This is a genomic window from Altererythrobacter lutimaris (assembly GCF_013371495.1).
GTDB classification, from domain to species: Bacteria; Pseudomonadota; Alphaproteobacteria; order Sphingomonadales; family Sphingomonadaceae; genus Erythrobacter; species Erythrobacter lutimaris_A.
On record NZ_JABWTA010000001.1, the window covers coordinates 2,356,724 to 2,374,877 of the forward strand.

The 18,154-nt window shown below is 58.4% G+C and carries 20 protein-coding genes; 13 read left to right on the forward strand and 7 right to left on the reverse strand.

Annotated elements, in window-relative coordinates; all coding sequences use genetic code 11:
• Positions 1-374: 374 nt before the first annotated feature.
• From HUO12_RS11450 to HUO12_RS11465, 4 genes are all read right to left on the reverse strand, one after another.
• Positions 375-830 carry an ExbD/TolR family protein gene (locus HUO12_RS11450; RefSeq protein WP_176273722.1) on the reverse strand — a complete coding sequence of 152 codons (456 nt, stop codon included), beginning with the start codon at positions 828-830 and terminating at the stop codon, positions 375-377.
• Positions 831-864: 34 nt separating this feature from the next.
• A complete protein-coding gene (locus HUO12_RS11455) occupies positions 865-1,395 on the reverse strand; it encodes an ExbD/TolR family protein (RefSeq protein ID WP_176273723.1) in 531 nt (176 codons plus the stop codon).
• Between the two features lie 122 nt (positions 1,396-1,517).
• Positions 1,518-2,285, reverse strand: coding sequence for a MotA/TolQ/ExbB proton channel family protein (locus tag HUO12_RS11460; RefSeq protein ID WP_176273724.1), 768 nt, complete (start codon positions 2,283-2,285; stop codon positions 1,518-1,520).
• A 70-nt stretch (positions 2,286-2,355) separates the two neighbouring features.
• Positions 2,356-3,009, reverse strand: a complete 654-nt coding sequence (locus HUO12_RS11465) for a TonB family protein (protein ID WP_176273725.1) — start codon at positions 3,007-3,009, stop codon at positions 2,356-2,358.
• A gap of 202 nt (positions 3,010-3,211) precedes the next feature.
• On the opposite strand from HUO12_RS11465, the gene HUO12_RS11470 reads away from it, so the two are divergent.
• The 3 genes from HUO12_RS11470 (at position 3,212) to HUO12_RS11480 (ending at position 5,699) form a co-directional block, all read left to right on the forward strand.
• Positions 3,212-3,367, forward strand: coding sequence for a hypothetical protein (locus tag HUO12_RS11470; RefSeq protein ID WP_176273726.1), 156 nt, complete (start codon positions 3,212-3,214; stop codon positions 3,365-3,367).
• Between the two features lie 40 nt (positions 3,368-3,407).
• The gene (locus HUO12_RS11475) at positions 3,408-4,256 is read left to right on the forward strand and encodes a hypothetical protein (RefSeq protein ID WP_176273727.1); all 849 of its coding nucleotides are present in this window, start codon (positions 3,408-3,410) and stop codon (positions 4,254-4,256) included.
• Between the two features lie 126 nt (positions 4,257-4,382).
• Entirely contained in the window at positions 4,383-5,699 is a 1,317-nt protein-coding gene (locus tag HUO12_RS11480) for a homoserine dehydrogenase (RefSeq protein ID WP_176273728.1), read from the forward strand.
• Here the strand turns inward: HUO12_RS11480 and HUO12_RS11485 are convergent.
• Entirely contained in the window at positions 5,659-6,273 is a 615-nt protein-coding gene (locus HUO12_RS11485) for a hypothetical protein (RefSeq protein ID WP_176273729.1), read from the reverse strand. The genes HUO12_RS11480 and HUO12_RS11485 overlap by 41 nt on opposite strands.
• Positions 6,274-6,456: 183 nt before the next feature.
• On the opposite strand from HUO12_RS11485, the gene glpX reads away from it, so the two are divergent.
• From glpX to HUO12_RS11505, 4 genes are all read left to right on the forward strand, one after another.
• A complete protein-coding gene (gene glpX / locus HUO12_RS11490; protein WP_176273730.1) occupies positions 6,457-7,464 on the forward strand; it encodes a class II fructose-bisphosphatase in 1,008 nt (335 codons plus the stop codon).
• A gap of 1 nt (position 7,465) precedes the next feature.
• A complete protein-coding gene (locus HUO12_RS11495) occupies positions 7,466-8,149 on the forward strand; it encodes a hypothetical protein (protein ID WP_176273731.1) in 684 nt (227 codons plus the stop codon).
• Positions 8,146-8,784, forward strand: coding sequence for a YitT family protein (locus HUO12_RS11500; protein ID WP_176273732.1), 639 nt, complete (start codon positions 8,146-8,148; stop codon positions 8,782-8,784). The genes HUO12_RS11495 and HUO12_RS11500 overlap by 4 nt, the downstream gene beginning before the upstream one ends.
• A gap of 134 nt (positions 8,785-8,918) precedes the next feature.
• Entirely contained in the window at positions 8,919-9,854 is a 936-nt protein-coding gene (locus HUO12_RS11505) for a ribose-phosphate pyrophosphokinase (protein WP_176273733.1), read from the forward strand.
• Between the two features lie 4 nt (positions 9,855-9,858).
• Here HUO12_RS11505 and HUO12_RS11510 read toward each other — a convergent pair whose 3' ends face one another.
• Complete coding sequence (locus HUO12_RS11510) at positions 9,859-10,821, reverse strand: helix-turn-helix domain-containing protein (RefSeq protein WP_176273734.1); 963 nt, start codon at positions 10,819-10,821, stop codon at positions 9,859-9,861.
• A gap of 175 nt (positions 10,822-10,996) precedes the next feature.
• Positions 10,997-11,968: a helix-turn-helix domain-containing protein gene (locus HUO12_RS11515; RefSeq protein WP_232367384.1), complete on the reverse strand. Its 972-nt coding sequence runs from the start codon at positions 11,966-11,968 to the stop codon at positions 10,997-10,999.
• Between the two features lie 87 nt (positions 11,969-12,055).
• On the opposite strand from HUO12_RS11515, the gene HUO12_RS11520 reads away from it, so the two are divergent.
• The 6 genes from HUO12_RS11520 (at position 12,056) to pheT (ending at position 18,142) form a co-directional block, all read left to right on the forward strand.
• The gene (locus tag HUO12_RS11520) at positions 12,056-12,850 is read left to right on the forward strand and encodes an inositol monophosphatase family protein (protein ID WP_176273736.1); all 795 of its coding nucleotides are present in this window, start codon (positions 12,056-12,058) and stop codon (positions 12,848-12,850) included.
• A gap of 135 nt (positions 12,851-12,985) precedes the next feature.
• Positions 12,986-13,189 carry a 50S ribosomal protein L35 gene (rpmI, locus tag HUO12_RS11525; RefSeq protein WP_160608719.1) on the forward strand — a complete coding sequence of 68 codons (204 nt, stop codon included), beginning with the start codon at positions 12,986-12,988 and terminating at the stop codon, positions 13,187-13,189.
• A gap of 26 nt (positions 13,190-13,215) precedes the next feature.
• A complete protein-coding gene (rplT, locus tag HUO12_RS11530) occupies positions 13,216-13,575 on the forward strand; it encodes a 50S ribosomal protein L20 (RefSeq protein ID WP_176273737.1) in 360 nt (119 codons plus the stop codon).
• A gap of 155 nt (positions 13,576-13,730) precedes the next feature.
• A complete protein-coding gene (locus HUO12_RS11535) occupies positions 13,731-14,582 on the forward strand; it encodes a helix-turn-helix domain-containing protein (RefSeq protein WP_332310409.1) in 852 nt (283 codons plus the stop codon).
• A 75-nt stretch (positions 14,583-14,657) separates the two neighbouring features.
• Complete coding sequence (gene pheS / locus HUO12_RS11540) at positions 14,658-15,758, forward strand: phenylalanine--tRNA ligase subunit alpha (protein ID WP_176273739.1); 1,101 nt, start codon at positions 14,658-14,660, stop codon at positions 15,756-15,758.
• Positions 15,755-18,142: a phenylalanine--tRNA ligase subunit beta gene (gene pheT, locus HUO12_RS11545; protein ID WP_176273740.1), complete on the forward strand. Its 2,388-nt coding sequence runs from the start codon at positions 15,755-15,757 to the stop codon at positions 18,140-18,142. The genes pheS and pheT overlap by 4 nt, the downstream gene beginning before the upstream one ends.
• Positions 18,143-18,154 lie beyond the last annotated feature (12 nt).

Below are 18,154 nucleotides of genomic sequence, written 5' to 3' on the forward strand. Positions count from 1 at the left end.
GGGGGGGAGAGTACCTGACCGCCCATCGACAGGGACTATATATCATAACTGATAGGTTGCCTAATGCGTACCTATTTGTCTTCCGCACGCCGTCCGGCGCGCGAAATCCTCGCTTCCGGGCAGGCAAGCTGCCCACGCTGCGGGCGGCCAGTCGGCCTTGCGGTTCGCTGTTCGCGAACCGTTTATGTAGCTTTCGCACGAAGAGCTGGAGTTGACTGCGTAACCAACGTCTAGCTGACCGTCGCCCTCAAGTAGTGAAGCGATAGGGCAAAGGTGTGCCTTCAACCAGCGAAGTGTAAAGGCAACAAAAAAGAGCGGGGTGCCTCTCCACACCCCGCTCTCATTTTTGCTCCGCCGTGAAGGCTAAGCTGAGGTTAGCTGCCGCCCGCTCCTGGGCCGCCGCTACCGAATTGACGATACTTCTCGTTGCCGACGAAGCCAAACTTCGTCACGCCTGAAACCTTGATGATGTTCAAGACGCGTGCTGACAGCTCGTAACTTGCCAGAGCTTCCGGTTCGAACTGCAGCTCGGGTTCCGGTACCATCCCCAGCGATGTGTTGAGGTTCGCGACCAGCGTACCCTGATCAATCGATTCCGCATTCCAGAGGATCTGGCCGTCTTGTGTCAGAACGATCTTGTTCTTGATCGGATCAACCATGTCAGGTGGCGGATTCGGGTTCGGTTGCGGCAAGTCGATGCTGACCGCGTGTGTCGCCACAGGGATCGTGATGATGAACATGATCAGCAGAACGAGCAGAACGTCGATCAGCGGGGTCATGTTCATGTCGGTCATCGGCTGCCCGTCGAGCTTGCCTCCTGCCATACCCATGAGATGTGTCTCCTAAGTTCTTTTCTTCTGCGGCTTAGATGCCGGGTGCAACCGGGTTGGAAATGAACCCAACCGTCGGATAACCAGCAGCCTGGACGTTGTAGATCGAGCCTGCGACGCAGCGCCATGGAGCTTTCACGTCACCGCGAATGTGCACCTGCGGGATGAGGTCGGGATCAGCCATGATGGCATCCGCACCGCCCGCACGCTGGACGATCGCGTCCAGACGTTCAAACGCCATGTCATAGAGCTCTTCCGAGGTTACCGGCGTGATGTTGTTGAAATACACCCGGCATTCGCCTTGGCGCGAAGCCCCTTCAAAGCCTGGCTCACCAGCGCTGCGACCGTTTGCATCGGTCGTGCTCACAGTCAGCAGCAGGTTCTCGACCTTATCATCGGATTCGATCGATTCCATGATTGGAATCTCAAGCTTCTCGATCGTCTGAATCGCCACCGGAACCGCGATGAGGAAGATGATCAGAAGCACCAGCATCACGTCCACCAGCGGCGTGGTGTTGATGTCTGACATTGGGGTCTCGCCCCCGCCTCCCATCGAAATCGCCATTGTACAGTCCTATCGTTTGTAATGCGCTTTTATGCAGCTTCGACCCGAAGAGCGTGAGCTGCGTTTGACCTGATCGCTAAGGCTAGGGGGCAACCACTGCTGCCCCCCGGCCCTTCAATCGATCAGGCCTTGCTTGCTGGAGCAGCAGCTGCTGGACGCGCCGCAGCCTTAGCAGGTGCGCCGCCAACGGCTGGCTTAATCGCACCGTTCGAGCCCATGTAAGCGAGCAGGTCGGTGGAGAAACCGTTCATCAGTTCAGCGATGCGACGGTTACGGCTCTGCAACCAGTTAAACGCAAGCACAGCAGGCACAGCAACGAACAGACCAATCGCGGTCATGATCAGTGCTTCACCAACCGGACCAGCAACCTTATCGATCGACGCCGAACCAGCGATACCGATGTTGATCAGTGCGCGGTAAATACCGATCACCGTGCCCAAGAGGCCGATAAACGGAGCGGTTGCACCGACCGAAGCGAGGAACGGAAGACCGCCTGCAAGCTTGGAGTTGATCGAGTCTTCAGAAGACTGCAGCGTACCGTGCAGGTAATCGTGTGCTTCGCGGCTGTCAGTCATCTTGCCGTGATCTTCGCTCGCCTTGAGCGCGTCATCAGCGAGCTGGCGCCAGGCGCTGTTCTTTTCCAGCTTGGTCGCGCCTTCCTTGAGGCTGTTTGCGCGCCAGAAGTTCTGACGAACCGCCTTGTACTGGTTCATGATCTTGCGCTGCTCGAGCAGCTTGGTGATCAGAATGTAGAATGAGCCGACGCTCATGATGACCATAACGGCCAGAATGAACCAAGCGACCGGGCCGCCTTGCTCCATGGCTTCCATGAAGCCGAACTTGTTCTCCGGGGCTGCGTCGGAAGCAGCAGCAAGAAGTTCAATAATCATTGCGAATAGTCCTCTTTAAAATGTCCCCAAAGGCTGAGCGCTCACGACACGCGATCGCTCAGTCCCCGTGTTAGTTGAGTCGATAAACAATACGTGTGGAGTAGCTGCCCGTTGTCGGGTTACCCGCAGCATCCAGCGCAGGATCAAACCGAGCGTAACGCTCCATGCCTTTGCAAGCTGCATCGTCGAGAATGCTAGAGCCGCTCGACGCGGTTACACGGCAACCCGCGACGCGACCGTTCGCGCCAACAGATACGGCAACGCCAACTACGCCTTCGGTCTCTTCGCGCAGGGCACGTGACGGATAGTTTTCTTGAATCCGGCGCGCCCAGCGGCTTTGACCTTTCGGCGAAGCGCCACGCGCTTGTGACGGAGGTGCCGGCGGAGCTGGCGGCGGCACAGCGAGCACTGGCGGTGCAGGCGGTGGTATCGTCGGCTGGGTACGAATAGGCGGAGGAGCCGGCGCGATATTGATCGGCGGCGGCGGCGCAACCGGTGGCGGTGGCGCAACGTCCTGCGGTTCGGGTGGAGGAGGCGGTTCATCCTCCGGCTCAGGTGGCGGTGGTTCCTCGATATCGACAGTCGTAACGCGCTCGATCACCGTCTTGGCTGCTTCGATAGCAAGCCCGGTAATCAGCATGTATCCGACCGCGACGTGAATCAGAGCAACGATCACAATCGCAACCATGCGATTTCCGCTCATCTCTTGGTCAGCGTAAGCCATCCAGTCGCTTTCTCTCCATTCCTTATGCCGACACGAAACCGGCTAAGTCTTGCATCCGCAAACGCATGCCTGCGGAGCGTCGACGCACTCCAACAATCTGTCTGACCGGTTCACGCGGAGCGACCCGGCGAACGAGCGATTCGGTAACGAAAGCTATGTCTCGACCTCTTCCCTCGCAGGATCGCCGCCCGTTTATGTCCCCATGGCATGCAATCCGAAAGCCCGCTTTAACGGGCAAGCGAACCCCAAGCAAACGCTTTATCGGTTCAGCGGCAATTCAGTGCTTGTCGTCTGGAAGCGATTGGACAAGAATTCAGCGCGTGGCATGGCATTTGATCAAGCCGCTGATTTCGAGTGAGAATTATTTTAACTACCTGTTAGGATTTGATTTTTTGCAAATGGCTCGCAAAATCTGGTTCGTCATCGCAGCGCTAGCCGCTGCTTCGCTTGCTCCGCTCTCAGCGCAAAATGAAAGTGCAAATGAAAGTGCATTGGCTGGACCGACCTATGCAGATTTGGCCGCTCTTGCCGATTCTGCAGGGCTCGTATTGCGGGCTGAGATTCGCAAACAGGCAGAAGTCGAGCCGGAGCGTGCTCCCGGCCTCGCACCGGGCTATGCGCGTCTTTATGTTACGGCGCGAACAGAGGCGCTTATCAGTGGCCGGGTTCCTATGGGCGAGGAGCTGACTTATCTGGCCGACGTGCCGCTCAATGCGAACGGCAAAGTGCCTCGGTTGAAGCGCCTTCAGGTTTTGCTTTTTGCCAATCCTGTGACGGGCCGTCCTCGCGCCATTCAGCTGGTTGCGCCCAGCGGCCAGCTGCAGCACTCGCCGGAATTGGAAGCACGCCTGCGCCCGATTCTCGCAGACCTTGCACAGCCTGACAGTCCGCCAGCCATTACCGGAGTGCGCGATGCTTTCTCAGTGCGCGGCAACCTATCTGGCGAATCGGAAACGCAGATCTTCCTCAACACCGATGGCAGTGCACCTGCTTCGATCAGTGTCTTGCGTCGTCCGGGCCGTCCGCCCGTATGGGGCGTTTCTTGGGGCGAGATCATCGATGCAGCAGCGCTGCCGCCAGAGCCGAATTCCATTGGCTGGTATCGTCTGGCTTGCTCGCTTCCCGAACAATTGCCGGCAGGCGCGCTTTATAGCGATGACCCGACAGCGCGCCGTCAGGCAGCGGCCGACTATGTCTTCGTAAGGCAGTCGCTAGGGCCCTGCGAACGCAGGCTGCCCGAGTTCTAGGAGCTTCGCAGCCAAGCCAGTCTTGTCCGCACTCTAGACAATTCCCTTTCACATGGCGCGAAACCCGCGCTAGTGCCCGCCTCGTCTTGGGACGTGCGAACCGGTGATGAAAGGGATTGCCTCGCTATGAATGAAACGCTGCCTCCTTTGCGCATCGCCTTGGCCGGGATCGGCACCGTTGGAGCAGGCGTGATCCGCTTGCTTGAGGCGAACCGCGATGTGATCGCCGCTCGTGCTGGTCGCTCAATTGAAGTCGTCGCGGTCAGTGCGCGCGATCGCAGCAAGGATCGGGGTGTCGATCTCAGCACTTTTGGCTGGGAAGACGATATGACTGCACTTGCGGCATGCAACGATGTGGATGTCGTGGTAGAGCTAGTCGGCGGCTCGGATGGTCCGGCCCTCGCGCTCGCTCGTACAACGCTTGAGCGCGGCAAAGGCCTTGTCACAGCCAATAAAGCGATGATCGCGCATCATGGTTTGACGCTCGCGCAAAGCGCAGAGGCGCGCGATGTCCCGCTCAAGTTTGAAGCCGCGGTCGCTGGCGGCATTCCAGTGGTGAAGGGTCTGCGCGAAGGCACGTCGGCCAACCGGCTTGAAAGAATTTACGGCATCCTCAACGGGACCTGCAATTACATCCTGTCAGAGATGGAAGACACCGGCGCTGACTTTGGCGAAACGCTTAGCGAAGCGCAGCGGCTTGGTTACGCTGAAGCGGACCCTGAGTTTGACATTGAAGGGATCGATGCTGCGCACAAGTTGGCGATCCTTGCAGCAATAGGATTCGGCGCCGAGATTGATTTCAATAATGTGCGCACAACCGGGATTACGAGGATTACAGCAGCGGATATCGCTCAGGCCGACGCGCTCGGCTATGTTATCCGACTGATTGCAGAGGCCGATGTTGAACACAGCGAGGATGGCGCAAAATTGCTCCAGCGTGTGCGTCCATGTCTGGTTTCTAAAGCGCACCCGCTTGCGCCAGTTGATGGCCCTACCAACGCCGTCGTCGCGGAAGGCAATTTTTCAGGCCGCTTGCTTTTTCAAGGGGCAGGTGCCGGCGAAGGTCCTACCGCAAGTGCTGTGGTTGCAGACTTGATTGACATCGCCCGCGATGAAGTAGGCGCGCCGCTCTCCATACCGGTTTCGCAGCTGGTCAAGATGGCACCGCTAGAGCCCGGCCATAGAGTAGGCTCGACCTATATCCGCTTTACAGTTGCGGATCGCCCCGGCGTACTCGCGGAAATTACCGCCGCTATGCGCGATGCCGATGTTTCTATCGAGAGCCTGCTTCAGAAAGGCCGCGCCGGGGAAGGCGAAGATGTGCTGGTCGCAATGGTCACGCATGAAGGCCCGGAAAAATGCGTGAGCGAGGCGATTGGCCTGCTTGAAGGGTCTGACAGCCTTACGGCTGCTCCTCTGGTTCTTCCGATTCTTCCGGATTAGTCTCTGGTTCCGGTCTTGTCTGCGCACCTGTGGTCAGGGTCGGCCGGACCGGAGGCAAGCCCAGCTCTTCCTGGCTTGGAGGCGCTCCTCGATCATTACCGAGTGGCGGAAGCCCGCGCGCAATCCTGTCAGCATCCGAGCCTGGCGGCGCTTCGGGCAGCGACTCGATGTCAATGATGAGGGCAGCTTCCTTGGGGCAAGGCGGAATGAAGCAGAGCCCCGAAGCAGTTGCCGGTCCTTTGAATATTCCTGCGCCCGCGACATCAGGTGCCTGAGGATCGTTCGCGAAAGCTGTTTCCTCCGCATACCGCCTTTGTGCATCACTCGGGCTTGTTGTTCGGAACTCGCGTTGATCCTGCTTCCTGCGACAGACGATGATCTCGCCCGATATGATTGCGGCCTCCTGCTCGTCCGTGCAGTCTTCGAATGGTGGCGGGGGACCATAAAGCTCGTCTGCGTCAGCAAGGATGTCGATGGTTGTATCGCCATCGGGAGTTCGCTCGGTTTCGCGTTCAGTGAAGTCCTCTGCTTTTTCCAATTTAAACTCGGAGGCTGCCTGTTCCTGAGCAGACACGCTGGCTGGCAAGCAAAGCGCTAAGCAAGCAAATGCCATCCGTCTCACCATGGGCCATAAGTCTCGCAGCCTTCTCGACAAATGGACCTCCTTGTGGCTAAGCGCGCCGGAAAGGTCGCCAACCGATAACTGCGCCAAGCCGCAGAGTTCTTCATTCTTGCCACGCAAAGGGCTGAATTCGCCATGAATGCTACTGAAAACGCTGACCTGCTTGCCAACAAACCGGACGCCGCAAACGCGCTTGACCGTGTGCTCGTACTGGAAATGGTGCGTGTGACAGAAGCGGCGGCTGTTGCCGCTTCCAATCTAATCGGTCGCGGCGATGAAAAGGCAGCCGATGCGGCGGCTGTGGAAGCGATGCGCAAAGCATTCGATACGCTCTATATGGACGGCACGGTGGTGATCGGCGAAGGCGAACGCGATGAAGCGCCGATGCTTTATATCGGCGAGAAGGTTGGCGGGGCTCCTGGCAAGGGTCCGAAAATCGACATCGCGCTGGATCCGTTGGAAGGGACGACCATCACGGCAAAGGCCGGCCCTAACGCTCTGGCAGTTCTCGCAGCAGCAGAAGAGGGCAACCTTCTGAATGCGCCTGACACTTACATGGACAAGATTGCGGTCGGCCCTGGCTATCCAGCCGATGTCATCGATCTTGCAAAGACCCCGACAGAGAATGTGAAGTCGGTCGCTGCGGCAAAAGGTGTAGAGCCGCATGAGATCATCGTTTGCGTGCTCGACCGGCCGCGTCATGCAGACTTGATCGCAGAGCTGCGCAGCATCGGTTGCGGTGTTGTGCTGATTGGCGATGGCGACGTCGCTGGCGTGATCGCGGTCACCGATGAAGACACGACAATCGACATGTATATGGGTCAGGGCGGCGCCCCGGAAGGCGTGCTCGCAGCAGCCGCTTTGCGATGTGTTGGCGGACAGTTCAACGGACGACTGGTCTTCCGCAATGACGATGAAAAAGCGCGCGCGCGCAAATGGGGCATTGAAGACCTTGATCGCATCTACAAGCTGGAAGACCTTGCCAAGGGCGATTGTATCTTTGCCGCAACCGGTGTGACATCAGGCTCGCTGCTCGAAGGCGTCAAGCGCAAACGCGGCGGCCTCATGACAACTGAAAGCGTTGTCATGCGCGCGAGCTCGGGCACTGTGCGCTGGGTCCGGGGCGAGCACCGGGTGAAGTGAATTGATCGCCATGCGGTCCGACGAATCTTCGGGTTCTTCACTGGGCCGGTGGGCGGCTCTTGGCGTATTCGTCACCGGAGTTCTTTACGTTACGGCGTTGGGTGGCGGCTTTGCTTCGCTAGATAGCGCGCAGGATCCCATCGGCGATCCTTGGTTCACGATCCTGGAGCTGCTCATCCTGACTGAACTCCCACTGCTAGTCATGTTGTTCAGCGCGCTTCATATGCGAACACCAGTGCCACTTCGTCCATATTCACTCGCGGCGTTGATCTTCATCTGCACGCTTACCACCATCTCTGCTTCAGTCCATTTCTCAATCCTCACGCTTTCTCGAACTGAGCTGTTCCAGCAGGATGATATTTCGAGGGCGCTGTTTGCATTTGAGTGGCCGTCTGTGGCCTATGCGCTGGACATCCTGGCCTGGGATGGCCTGTTTCCCCTCGCACTGTTTTGTATCGCAGCTACGTTCAGTCCGACTGGAAGGGAAAAGATAGTGCGGCGGCTGGTCCTGGTCAGCGCCTGGCTATCTCTTGCCGGGCTCGCGGGGGTTGTGTTTGCCGACATGCAGCTGCGAAACATTGGTATTTTGGGCTATGGTATGATTTGGCCTTTGGCAGCTTTGGCGATGGTGGGCCTTTTCAAAACCGAGACGAGAGCAGTCAGCAGCGAGGACGCCTTGTCATGAAAGCATCTGATCCTGGCGAACCCAATCAGCCTGTCAGCCATACGCTGCTTGAAGATGCACTCGCACTGATCGTCGGATGCATCTTTGTCGCGACCGGCCTTGCAATTCTGCATGCGGCAGGATTGGTCGCAGGGGGTATGGCGGGAACGGCGCTGCTGGTCTCACAGTTTGTGCCGCTTGCGCCTGGCCTGCTTCTCGGACTGCTCACTCTTCCTTTTCTGGTCCTCGGATACTTCGCGATTGGGCCGCTGTTTGCGCTGCGCACAGTTGTGGCAAGCGTGGGTATAGCGGTGCTGTCAGTAGTGGCTGAAGATACGGTACGGCTGGGCGTTGACAGCCCCTTAGTCGCGGCGATTGCTGGCGGAACCTTGCTTGGGCAAGGCATGCTGATGCTGGTCCGTCATGGTACCGGGCTTGGCGGCTTTGGCGTGCTCGCGGTCTGGCTCTTGCAGAAATTCGGCTGGCCGATTGGGCGGACTGCTATTGTTGTCGATGTTATCGTTCTTGGGGTGAGCGCGATCTTCCTCGCGCCAATTCCGCTGATGTGGTCGGCTTTGTGCGCGATCATCATGGGCGCGATTGTCTATCTCTGGCATCGTCCGGGCGTTTATGCCGGTGCATCCAGGATGGGTTGATGAGCTAGGCCACTGGCGCGCTCCGCGCTGGGCAAAACCTCTCACCGCTCTCTGTTGCAAACAGGCCGCCCTCAGCTAAGCCAAACGCCAGACAAGCGTCGCGATTCGGCGCGCGATTCGGGGATCACACCGCCATGAAGATCATGTCCGGCAATTCGAACTTGCCGCTCGCTCGGGCAATTGCCGCCTATCTCGAAATGCCGCTCACCGATGCGAGTGTCAGGCGTTTTGCCGATGAGGAAATCTTCGTCGAGATCAACGAGAATGTCCGCGGCGAAGATGTCTTCCTGATTCAGCCGACCAGCTTTCCGGCCAATGACAATCTGATGGAGCTGCTGATCTGCATTGACGCGTTGAAGCGTGCATCAGCCAAGCGTATCACAGCGGTTGTACCCTATTTCGGCTATGCGCGGCAGGACAGAAAGCCGGGTCCACGCACACCGATCTCTGCCAAGCTTGTGGCAAACCTTGTGACAGAGGCAGGTGCGGATCGCGTTCTCGCGGTCGATCTGCACGCGGGGCAAATCCAGGGCTTTTTCGATATCCCGACCGACAACCTCTATGCCGCCCCTGTCATGGCAGCCGATATCCAGGCGCGCTATGGCGATCAGGACCTTATGGTGGTCTCGCCCGATGTTGGCGGCGTGGTCCGCGCCAGGGCGCTTGCAAAAAGGCTCGACAATGCGCCGCTCGCTATCGTCGACAAACGCCGCGACCGCCCTGGTGAAAGCGAAGTCATGAACATCATTGGCGACGTGCAAGGGCGCCATTGCATACTGATTGACGACATCGTCGATTCCGGCGGGACTTTGTGCAACGCCGCGCAAGCGCTGCTTGACCAAGGGGCCAAGTCAGTCGCCGCCTATATCACGCACGGTGTCCTGTCCGGCGGAGCGGTTGCCCGGGTCGAAGGCTCTGCGCTGAAAGAGCTAGTGATCACGGACAGCATCCGACCCACTGATGCCGCGATGGAGGCGGAGCGCATCCGCATCCTTACGATTGCGCCATTGGTCGGTGAAGCCGTGCGCCGGATTGCTGACGAAAGCTCGGTTTCCAGCCTGTTCGACTGATTGCTTACTCTGCTTCCCAAGGCCGGCGCTCGCCCGGCATGATGCGATTGAGGATTTCCAGCCGGCGCGCTTGTCGTGTTTCAAGGTTGATCGTCATCAGAGGGTGAGGCGTGGACCGGAAGGCTGCCGGGGTATTCGCGAAGAACGCCTGAAACTCCCGGATCAAATGCGACTGATCGAAATAGCGCAGCAGCAATTCCTGTTCTTCCGCTTCATCGGCGACACCGCATAATTGCGCTGCCAAATCCAGCGCTCGCGCGCGGCGCAAAACCTTCTTGGGGCTTAACCCGAAGTCGCGTTTCACGATCCGTTCAAGCTGCCGCAAACTGATCCCTTGCTCTTCCGCAACGTCGCCCGGGGCGATGTTGGGATTAAGGAAGGCCGCTCGCTCAAATGCGGTCGAGACAGGATCAGGTGGCTCCGGGTCTAGCTTCTCGATGAGCAACCGCAAACGTGCTTCCAATTGCGCGATCCACTGGTCGGGTGTGGCGCTTGCCGGATACTCGCTGGCCATGTCGCTCTCGATAAGCCCCAGTGGATCACCGCGCACAATCCGGTCGAGCAGCTCCGGCGCCTTCTGGTCGGCTAGCCGCGTGAGCGCGCCGGGTCGCAGGCCGACACCGATCGCAACAACCGGGCCGGTGCAAGTGAGCGGCATATATTTCGAGTGCGGCCCGAACAGAAGAGCCTCGTCCTGATAGGCGTCGTGCCCATCCTTGCTCTGCGCGGTCCAGCGACCGCGTTGCACTAGGCGCTGATAAGCAAGGTCATTGCACATGCCACAAACGATGGTGTGATCTGCTTCGGTTTCGATCCGCGCGGCGACGAGCCGCGCGACCCATGGGCGCAGGCCATCGGAAGGTTCGCGATTAACGGAGAGCGGCAGTCCGGACGTACTGGTTCCGGAGCGCGAGTCCAGCGCATCCAGGCTTTCGTGCTTACTGCCTGAGGCAGGCTTCTTGTCCATGCGACCCCGTTCCTCAATGATCTTCTCAAGAGATCTGTCTGCAAACATCTGGACAATGTTTGCTACTGTTCGAAGTCCATCCTGCGCAGCCTCTATGGGCGCTCAACACGTTGAGTCTATTGCAAGTACCTTGCAAAAGCAACGTGTTATGCGGACCTCAGTTGCACGCGCTTTGTCAGCTGCGCCACGGTGGCAAGTTTCCTGGCAGGGTTCGGCCCAAAACTTCGAGTCGCCGCGCTTGCCGTGCCTCCAGCGTGAGCGTCATAAACGGTTGAGGGGAGCGCGCAAACTGACGCGGTGTCATGCCGAAGAAGCTGCGAAACTCGCGGATCATGTGTGACTGATCGAAAAAGCGCAGCGCTGCCTCTTCTTCTTCGCGATTGTCTGCCACACCGCGCAAATGCGCCGCAATGTCGAGGACACGCGCCCGTCGCAGTACTTGTTTGGCGGTTTGTCCGTATGATTTCTTGATCAGTCGTTCCAGGCGCCGACGCTCGATATCATGTTCAGTGGCAAATTCTCCAATATTCAAATTTGGATTGGCAAAGGCGGCTTTGTCGAATGCAGCAATGATCGGATCAGGTTTCGTTCCGCCAGCTCGTTCCGCCAGCATTCTGAATAGCTTCTCGGCGACTTTGAGCCAGCGCTCGGCAGGACCGGCTGGATCAAACCACTCGATCATCTGTGCGCTCGACCCCCATTCCTTGTGGCCATAAATGTGATCATAGAGGATGATGCGATCGAGCGTTTCTGAGACAACTGGTCCCTTGAGCGCCGTGACGGCCCCTGGCTTCAAAGCAACGCCGACAGTTGCAAAGCTTCCCTTTACAGTCACCGGCATACGCTTGGTCTGCGCGCCAAAGAACAGCGCTGACGGCCCGTATCGCCCGTGACCGTCTCTGGTTTCGGCAGTCCAGTTACCAGAGAAGAGGAGCCTGAGTACCGGTGTGTCCGCCAGCATGCCACATGACATGGTATCGTCCGGCCTCATTTCGACTTGTGTCGCATAGACCCGCGCTACCCACGGCGCGAGATCATCGGCAGGCGCGCGATTGTTGGACAGCGGCTCGCCTTGCGATGTGTGGCCCAAGAAGGATCGAAGCGCAGTAGCGCTTGTTTGAGGCTGGCGGTCTCTTGCTCTGGCCAATTTCGACTTTGCCCCCATACAGATTCCTCGCCACAAGAGCGAAAAAGAATCGGCGACCCTGCGGGCATAATAGCAAAAGACACGAAAATGACACCTAATATCATTAACTTGGCGAACCGGCTTGCAGATTCAGCTGGCGAAGCGATCCGGCCTTTGTTTCGCGGCGACTGGCAGGCTGAGGAAAAAGACGATCATTCTGCTGTAACGGAAGCGGATCGCGCTGCTGAACAGGCGATGCGCAGAATCCTCGAAGCAGAAAGACCGGAAGATGGCATTATTGGCGAAGAGTATGGGGCAACGCGCGAAGGCGCATCCTACACCTGGGTGCTCGATCCGATTGATGGCACGCAGAGCTTTGTCGCAGGGCGGCCGATCTTCGGAACGCTCATTGCTTTGCTGAGAGATGGCTGGCCGGTGCTCGGCATTATCGATCAACCGATCGCGCGTGAGCGCTGGGTCGGTGTGCTCGGCGAAGGCACGACCTTCAACGGTATGCCGATTTCCACTCGCCGCTGCCGCTCTCTGGAAGGGGCAAGTGTCGCAACGACAAGCCCGCATGCTTTTGCCGAGGAAGATGTCGACGCCTATCTCAGGGTCGTGGCGAAGGCATATCCCAAGCGGCCCTATCCGGTTTATGGCGGCGATTGCTATAATTACGGACTGCTCGCCTCCGGACATCTGGATGTCGTCATCGAAAGCGGTCTGAAGCTGCATGACTATGCTGCACTTGTTCCCGTGGTCGAAGGGGCTGGTGGTATGATGAGCGATTGGCAGGGCAATCCGCTTGATGCGGACAGCGCTGAGAAGGAAGGCGGCCGGGTCATCGCGCTGGGTGAGCCTGCACGGCTGGAAGATGTGCTGGAGGCGATGAGCGGAGGGTGAGCCGCCTGTAAAAGGCTTGCATTTCGCCACAGAATCGCTAGTTGGCGCGCCTTCACGACACAGATTTGCGTGTTCGGCCTGGCTGAAAGGGCTGCCAGGGCTGAGCCAATGTGTCTCTGACTTAAGGAGATAAAAATGCCCAAACTGAAGACCAAGAGCGGTGTGAAGAAACGCTTCAAGATCACCGCGACCGGCAAGGTCAAGCACGGTGTTGCTGGTAAACGCCACCGCCTGATCAGCCACAATGCGAAGTATATTCGCCAGAACCGCGGCACCTCTGTCTTGTCGGAAGCCGATACGAAGACAGTGAAAAAGTGGGCGCCTTACGGGCTCGATTGAGCGCGCTGGTTTAAGGAGAATATACTATGCCTCGCATCAAACGCGGCGTGACCACACGCCAGAAGCACAAGCGCCTACTCGATCAAGCCAAGGGCTATCGCGGTCGTCGCAAAAACACCATTCGCATTGCGCGTCAGGCAGTCGAAAAGGCTGGCCAGTACGCTTACCGCGATCGCAAGATCAAGAAGCGCAATTTCCGCGCGCTCTGGATTCAGCGCATCAACGCAGCCGTCCGCGCCGAAGGTATGACCTATTCGCAGTTCATGCATGGTGTGAAGCTCGCCGGTATCGAACTTGACCGTAAGGTCATGGCGGACCTCGCGATGAATGAAAGTGCTGCTTTCGCAAGCATCATCAAGCAAGCGAAGGATGCTCTCCCAGCTTAAGTGCAGGGTTAGTTTTCCCACTGGCATAAAGGGGCGCTAGAGCATGGCTCTGGCGCCTCTTTTGCATTCACATTTGTAAATTTGCTCTTGTTCGGGCAAAGGCCGCGTCAATGGCTCGTGAGAACGCTAACAGGGGCGCCAACAGATCGCATCGAGTGCGCAGTCGGTTTTTTGCGCCGCCTGAGCAATTCGATGGCTGCTTCACGACCTTCTACCGACTTGAGCTTGAGGTCGATAAGGGCCGTCAAGTTACGGATTATCTGCAGCCGGAGTGGGGCAATATCCGGTTCTTTGCCGGTAGCGTGCCCACGGGGAGCATCGCGCGTTCAAAGCTTGATGGTGCACGGTGTGTTGCGACCGGGCCGAGTAGCAAGCCTCTCAAATTTTCGCTTGGCAGTGCCAAGATGTGGGGCATTGGGTTTCTGCCATTAGGCTGGGCGCGCTTTGTACGCAGCGATGCTGCCAAATTGGCAAACGTCCTTGCTGATGCAGAGAAGCATCCGGCGTTCCAGCACCTGTCCGGTATCTGCGAAGTGCTGTGCGACGAAGATGCCACCGACGAAGAGCAGTTTGCAGCTATAGTCAGCTTGATGGGTAAGACCATGCAGCCGACCCGCGATGATGAAAAAATCCGGCAAGTACACCGTGCGCTGCTCGAGGAAGAATTGGTCAGCGTGACAGAGTTTGCCGAGCGATCCCGCATGAGCGTGCGCACGCTTGAGCGGATCACGCAGCGCTATTTCGGATTCGCGCCAAAGCTGCTGATGCGTCGCCAGCGCTTTATGCGTAGCTTGGTGCATTTCATGCTGCACCCGGGCAAGAAATGGACCGACGCAATGGACGGTCATTACCACGATCAGGCGCAATTCAGTCGCGAATTCACTGAGTTCATGACGATGAGTCCGAGCGCTTATGCAGCGCTCGATCACCCGATCCTCGATTCCTTTGTACAAGCTCGCGCGCGTATTTGGGGTTCTGCAGCTCAGACACTCGACAAGCCGGGCTGACTTTCGCGGCATTCCCGGTTGGAAAGTGCGCTAAATCCGGCTAGCGCGCCCGCTTGGATTAGAAACGCGAAAACCATGACAGAATTGACATCACAAAAGGATGCTGCGCTCAGCGCAATTGCCGCAGCCGATACGCTCGATGCGCTCGACGAACAGCGCGTTGCTGCGCTTGGCAAAAAGGGCTGGGTGAGCCTCGCTCTGAAAACGCTCGGCGGCATGAGCCCTGAAGAGCGCACCGCTGCAGCTCCTGCCATTCAGGCCGTCCGCGCAGAAGTGGCTGACGCGATTGCGGAAAAGAAGGATGCGTTGGAAAGCGCTGCCTTGGAAGCGCAGCTTGCAAGCGAGACATTGGACCTCACTTTGCCAGCGCGCGAAGAACCTCGCGGTTCGGTTCATCCGGTCAGTCAGGTGATGGACGAGCTCGCTGAGATCTTTGCCGATCTCGGGTTCGCGGTCGCAATCGGCCCAGAGATTGAAGACGATTGGCACAACTTCACCGCGCTCAACATGGATGAGAGCCACCCTGCACGGGCAATGCATGACACGTTCTATTTCCCGGATAAGGATGAGAACGGCAACTCGATGCTGCTGCGCACGCACACTTCGCCGGTGCAGATCCGCAGCATGGTCGAGCAAGGCGCGCCCATTCGCATCATCGCACCCGGCCGTGTTTACCGCTCGGATAGTGACGCGACGCACACGCCGATGTTCCACCAAGTCGAAGGCCTGGTGATCGACCGCGATATCCATCTGGGCCATTTGAAATGGACGCTTGAGACTTTCCTCAAAGCCTTCTTCGAGCGTGATGACATCGTGCTTCGTTTGCGCCCGAGCTACTTCCCGTTCACTGAGCCCAGCGTCGAGGTTGACGTTGGTTATTCCAAGCAAGGTGGTCGCTGGGTCGTTGGCGGCAATGGCGATGATGAGGGCCATGACTGGATGGAGCTGCTCGGCAGCGGCATGGTCAACCGCCGCGTGATCGAGATGGCCGGGCTTGATGCGGATGAATGGCAAGGCTTTGCCTGGGGCCTTGGCGTCGACCGGCTCGCCATGCTCAAATATGGCATGGACGATCTGCGCGCCTTCTTCGACGGCGATGTGCGCTGGCTCGACCATTACGGCTTCAGCCCGTTTGATCAGCCGACGCTTTCAGCAGGTGTAGGAGCGGCATCATGAAGTTCTCGCTCACTTGGCTGAAGGACCATCTCGAAACCGATGCGAGCCCGAAGGAAATCGCGGACACGCTCAATGCGATCGGCTTGGAAGTGGAAGGGCTTGAAGACCCAGCAGAGAAGCTCGCAGGCTTTCGCGTCGCAAAGGTCCTGACGGCTGACAAGCACCCCGATGCGGACAAGCTGCAGGTTCTCACCGTCGACACGGGCGAGGGCTATCCGCTGCAGGTGGTGTGCGGTGCGCCCAATGCGCGAGCAGGTATGAAGGGCGTGCTTGGCCTTCCCGGCGCGAAGGTTCCTGCCAACGGCATGGAGCTTCGCAAAAGCGCGATACGCGGCGTCGAAAGCAATGGGATGATGTGTTCGGTGCGCGAGCTTGAGCTTGGCGATGAGCATGACGGCATCATCGAACTGCCAGACGATGCTCCCGTCGGCGAGGCATTCGCGAAATACCAAGGCACCAGTCCTGTCTTCGACGTTGCGATCACGCCCAACCGCCCCGATTGCATGGGTGTCTACGGGATTGCGCGCGATCTCGCCGCGGCCGGCCTTGGCACCCTCAAGCCTATTCCAATCCCTGATTTCGAAGCTTCAGGCGATTGCCCGATAGAGATCCGCACGGATGATCCGGAGGGGTGCCCCGCCTTTTATGGCCGCGTCATCACAGGCGTGAAGAATGGACCATCGCCAGACTGGCTGCAAATGCGTTTGCTGAGCGCAGGCCAGAGACCAATCTCGCTGCTGGTGGACCTCACCAACTGGATCATGCTCGCCTATGGCCGTCCAGCGCACGCTTATGACATGGCGAAGCTGACCGGAGCAGTCGTTGCTCGCCGCGCAAAGGATGGCGAGCAGGTCCTCGCCTTGAACGAGAAGACCTACACGCTCGATGATAGCATGACGGTGATCGCGGATGATGCAGGCGTGCATGACATTGCCGGCATCATGGGCGGCGAGGATTCGGGCTGTTCGGACGAAACGACTGATGTTCTGCTCGAGATCGCCTACTTCAATCCTGCGCGCATTGGTGTGACCGGCCGCAAGCTGGGCCTGGCCTCCGATGCACGCACACGGTTTGAGCGCGGTGTTGATCCTGCATTCCTTGATGATGGATTGGATCTGCTGACCGGCATGATCGTCGAGCTTGCAGGCGGTCAGGCAAGTGAGAAAGTGCACGCGGGTTCGCCGCCAAGCGAGCCGAAAGTGCTGAGTTTCGATCCGGAGATGACCGCGAAGCTTGGCGGCGTGGAAATAGCTGCGGACGAGCAGAAACGCATTCTGGAAAGCCTCGACTTTCAAGTTGGAAATGATTGGCAAGTCACCTGTCCGCTGCGCCGGCACGATATCGAAGGTGCGGCAGACTTGGTCGAGGAAGTCGTGCGTATCCACTGCCTCGACAAGGTTGAAAGCGTAGCGCTGCCGCGTATCGATGGCGTTGCCAAGCCGACAGCGACGCCGCTGCAAGTGATGGAACGCAAGCTTCGCCGTGCAGCTGCAGCCAATGGATTCCATGAAGCGATCACCTGGTCGTTCTTGCCATCGGAAGAAGCTGAATTCTGGGCGAATGGTGAGGAGCTGTGGGCGCTCGATAATCCGATTAGCGAAGACATGAAAGTCATGCGGCCCTCCATGCTTCCGGGTCTTGTGAGTGCAGCCAAGCGTAATCTCGATCGCGGCGCATCAAGCCTGCGCCTGTTCGAAATCGGACGCCGTTATTTCCGCGGGAAAGGCGGCGCGAGCGATGAGAGGCCAACGCTTGGCGTCATCATGGCGGGCGAAAAGGATGCGCGGCGCTGGATGAGCGGCAAGGCGACCAAGTTCGATGCCTATGACGCTAAATCCATCGCGCGGGCGTTGCTCGCTGAAGCGGGTGCGCCGGTGAACAAGCTTATGACCATGGGCGAGGCAGGGGCTGAGTTTCATCCTGGCCAATCCGCAACCCTGCGGCTGGGACCAAAGAATGTGCTCGCTCGCTTCGGTATGTTGCATCCAGCCACGCTCAAAGCGTTCGATATCGACGGCCCGTTGGCTGCCGTAGAGATTTTCCTCGATGCGATCCCTGAAAAGAAGAATGCAAGCTTTGCGCGCTCTTCCTATTCGCCTCCTTCGCTTCAATCAGTGACGCGCGATTTTGCTTTCCTTGTGCCGGCAGATTTGCCCGCCGCCGATCTGGTTCGAGCGGTGGCTGGCGCGGACAAGAACAACATCGTAAGAGCGCGCGTATTCGACGTCTTCGAAGGTGAAGGCGTGCCCGAGGGCAAAAAGTCCATCGCTTTGGAAGTGCTCTTGCAACCGCAAGACAAGAGCTACAAGGATGCGGACCTGAAGACGATTTCCGATGCGGTCGTCGCGGCAGCTGCGAAGCAAGGAGCGGAGCTGCGCGGTTAATCCGTGCGGGCC

Excerpts from the sequence above, each read along its gene's own strand:
- HUO12_RS11450 (WP_176273722.1), bottom strand. The coding sequence starts at position 830 with ATGGGTATGGCAGGAGGCAAGCTCGACGGGCAGCCGATGACCGACATG.
- HUO12_RS11455 (WP_176273723.1), bottom strand. The coding sequence starts at position 1,395 with ATGGCGATTTCGATGGGAGGCGGGGGCGAGACCCCAATGTCAGACATC.
- HUO12_RS11460 (WP_176273724.1), bottom strand. The coding sequence starts at position 2,285 with ATGATTATTGAACTTCTTGCTGCTGCTTCCGACGCAGCCCCGGAGAAC.
- HUO12_RS11465 (WP_176273725.1), bottom strand. The coding sequence starts at position 3,009 with ATGGCTTACGCTGACCAAGAGATGAGCGGAAATCGCATGGTTGCGATT.
- HUO12_RS11470 (WP_176273726.1), top strand. The coding sequence starts at position 3,212 with ATGGCATGCAATCCGAAAGCCCGCTTTAACGGGCAAGCGAACCCCAAG.
- HUO12_RS11475 (WP_176273727.1), top strand. The coding sequence starts at position 3,408 with ATGGCTCGCAAAATCTGGTTCGTCATCGCAGCGCTAGCCGCTGCTTCG.
- HUO12_RS11480 (WP_176273728.1), top strand. The coding sequence starts at position 4,383 with ATGAATGAAACGCTGCCTCCTTTGCGCATCGCCTTGGCCGGGATCGGC.
- glpX (WP_176273730.1), top strand. The coding sequence starts at position 6,457 with ATGAATGCTACTGAAAACGCTGACCTGCTTGCCAACAAACCGGACGCC.
- HUO12_RS11500 (WP_176273732.1), top strand. The coding sequence starts at position 8,146 with ATGAAAGCATCTGATCCTGGCGAACCCAATCAGCCTGTCAGCCATACG.
- HUO12_RS11505 (WP_176273733.1), top strand. The coding sequence starts at position 8,919 with ATGAAGATCATGTCCGGCAATTCGAACTTGCCGCTCGCTCGGGCAATT.
- HUO12_RS11510 (WP_176273734.1), bottom strand. The coding sequence starts at position 10,821 with ATGGACAAGAAGCCTGCCTCAGGCAGTAAGCACGAAAGCCTGGATGCG.
- HUO12_RS11520 (WP_176273736.1), top strand. The coding sequence starts at position 12,056 with ATGACACCTAATATCATTAACTTGGCGAACCGGCTTGCAGATTCAGCT.
- rpmI (WP_160608719.1), top strand. The coding sequence starts at position 12,986 with ATGCCCAAACTGAAGACCAAGAGCGGTGTGAAGAAACGCTTCAAGATC.
- rplT (WP_176273737.1), top strand. The coding sequence starts at position 13,216 with ATGCCTCGCATCAAACGCGGCGTGACCACACGCCAGAAGCACAAGCGC.
- pheS (WP_176273739.1), top strand. The coding sequence starts at position 14,658 with ATGACAGAATTGACATCACAAAAGGATGCTGCGCTCAGCGCAATTGCC.
- pheT (WP_176273740.1), top strand. The coding sequence starts at position 15,755 with ATGAAGTTCTCGCTCACTTGGCTGAAGGACCATCTCGAAACCGATGCG.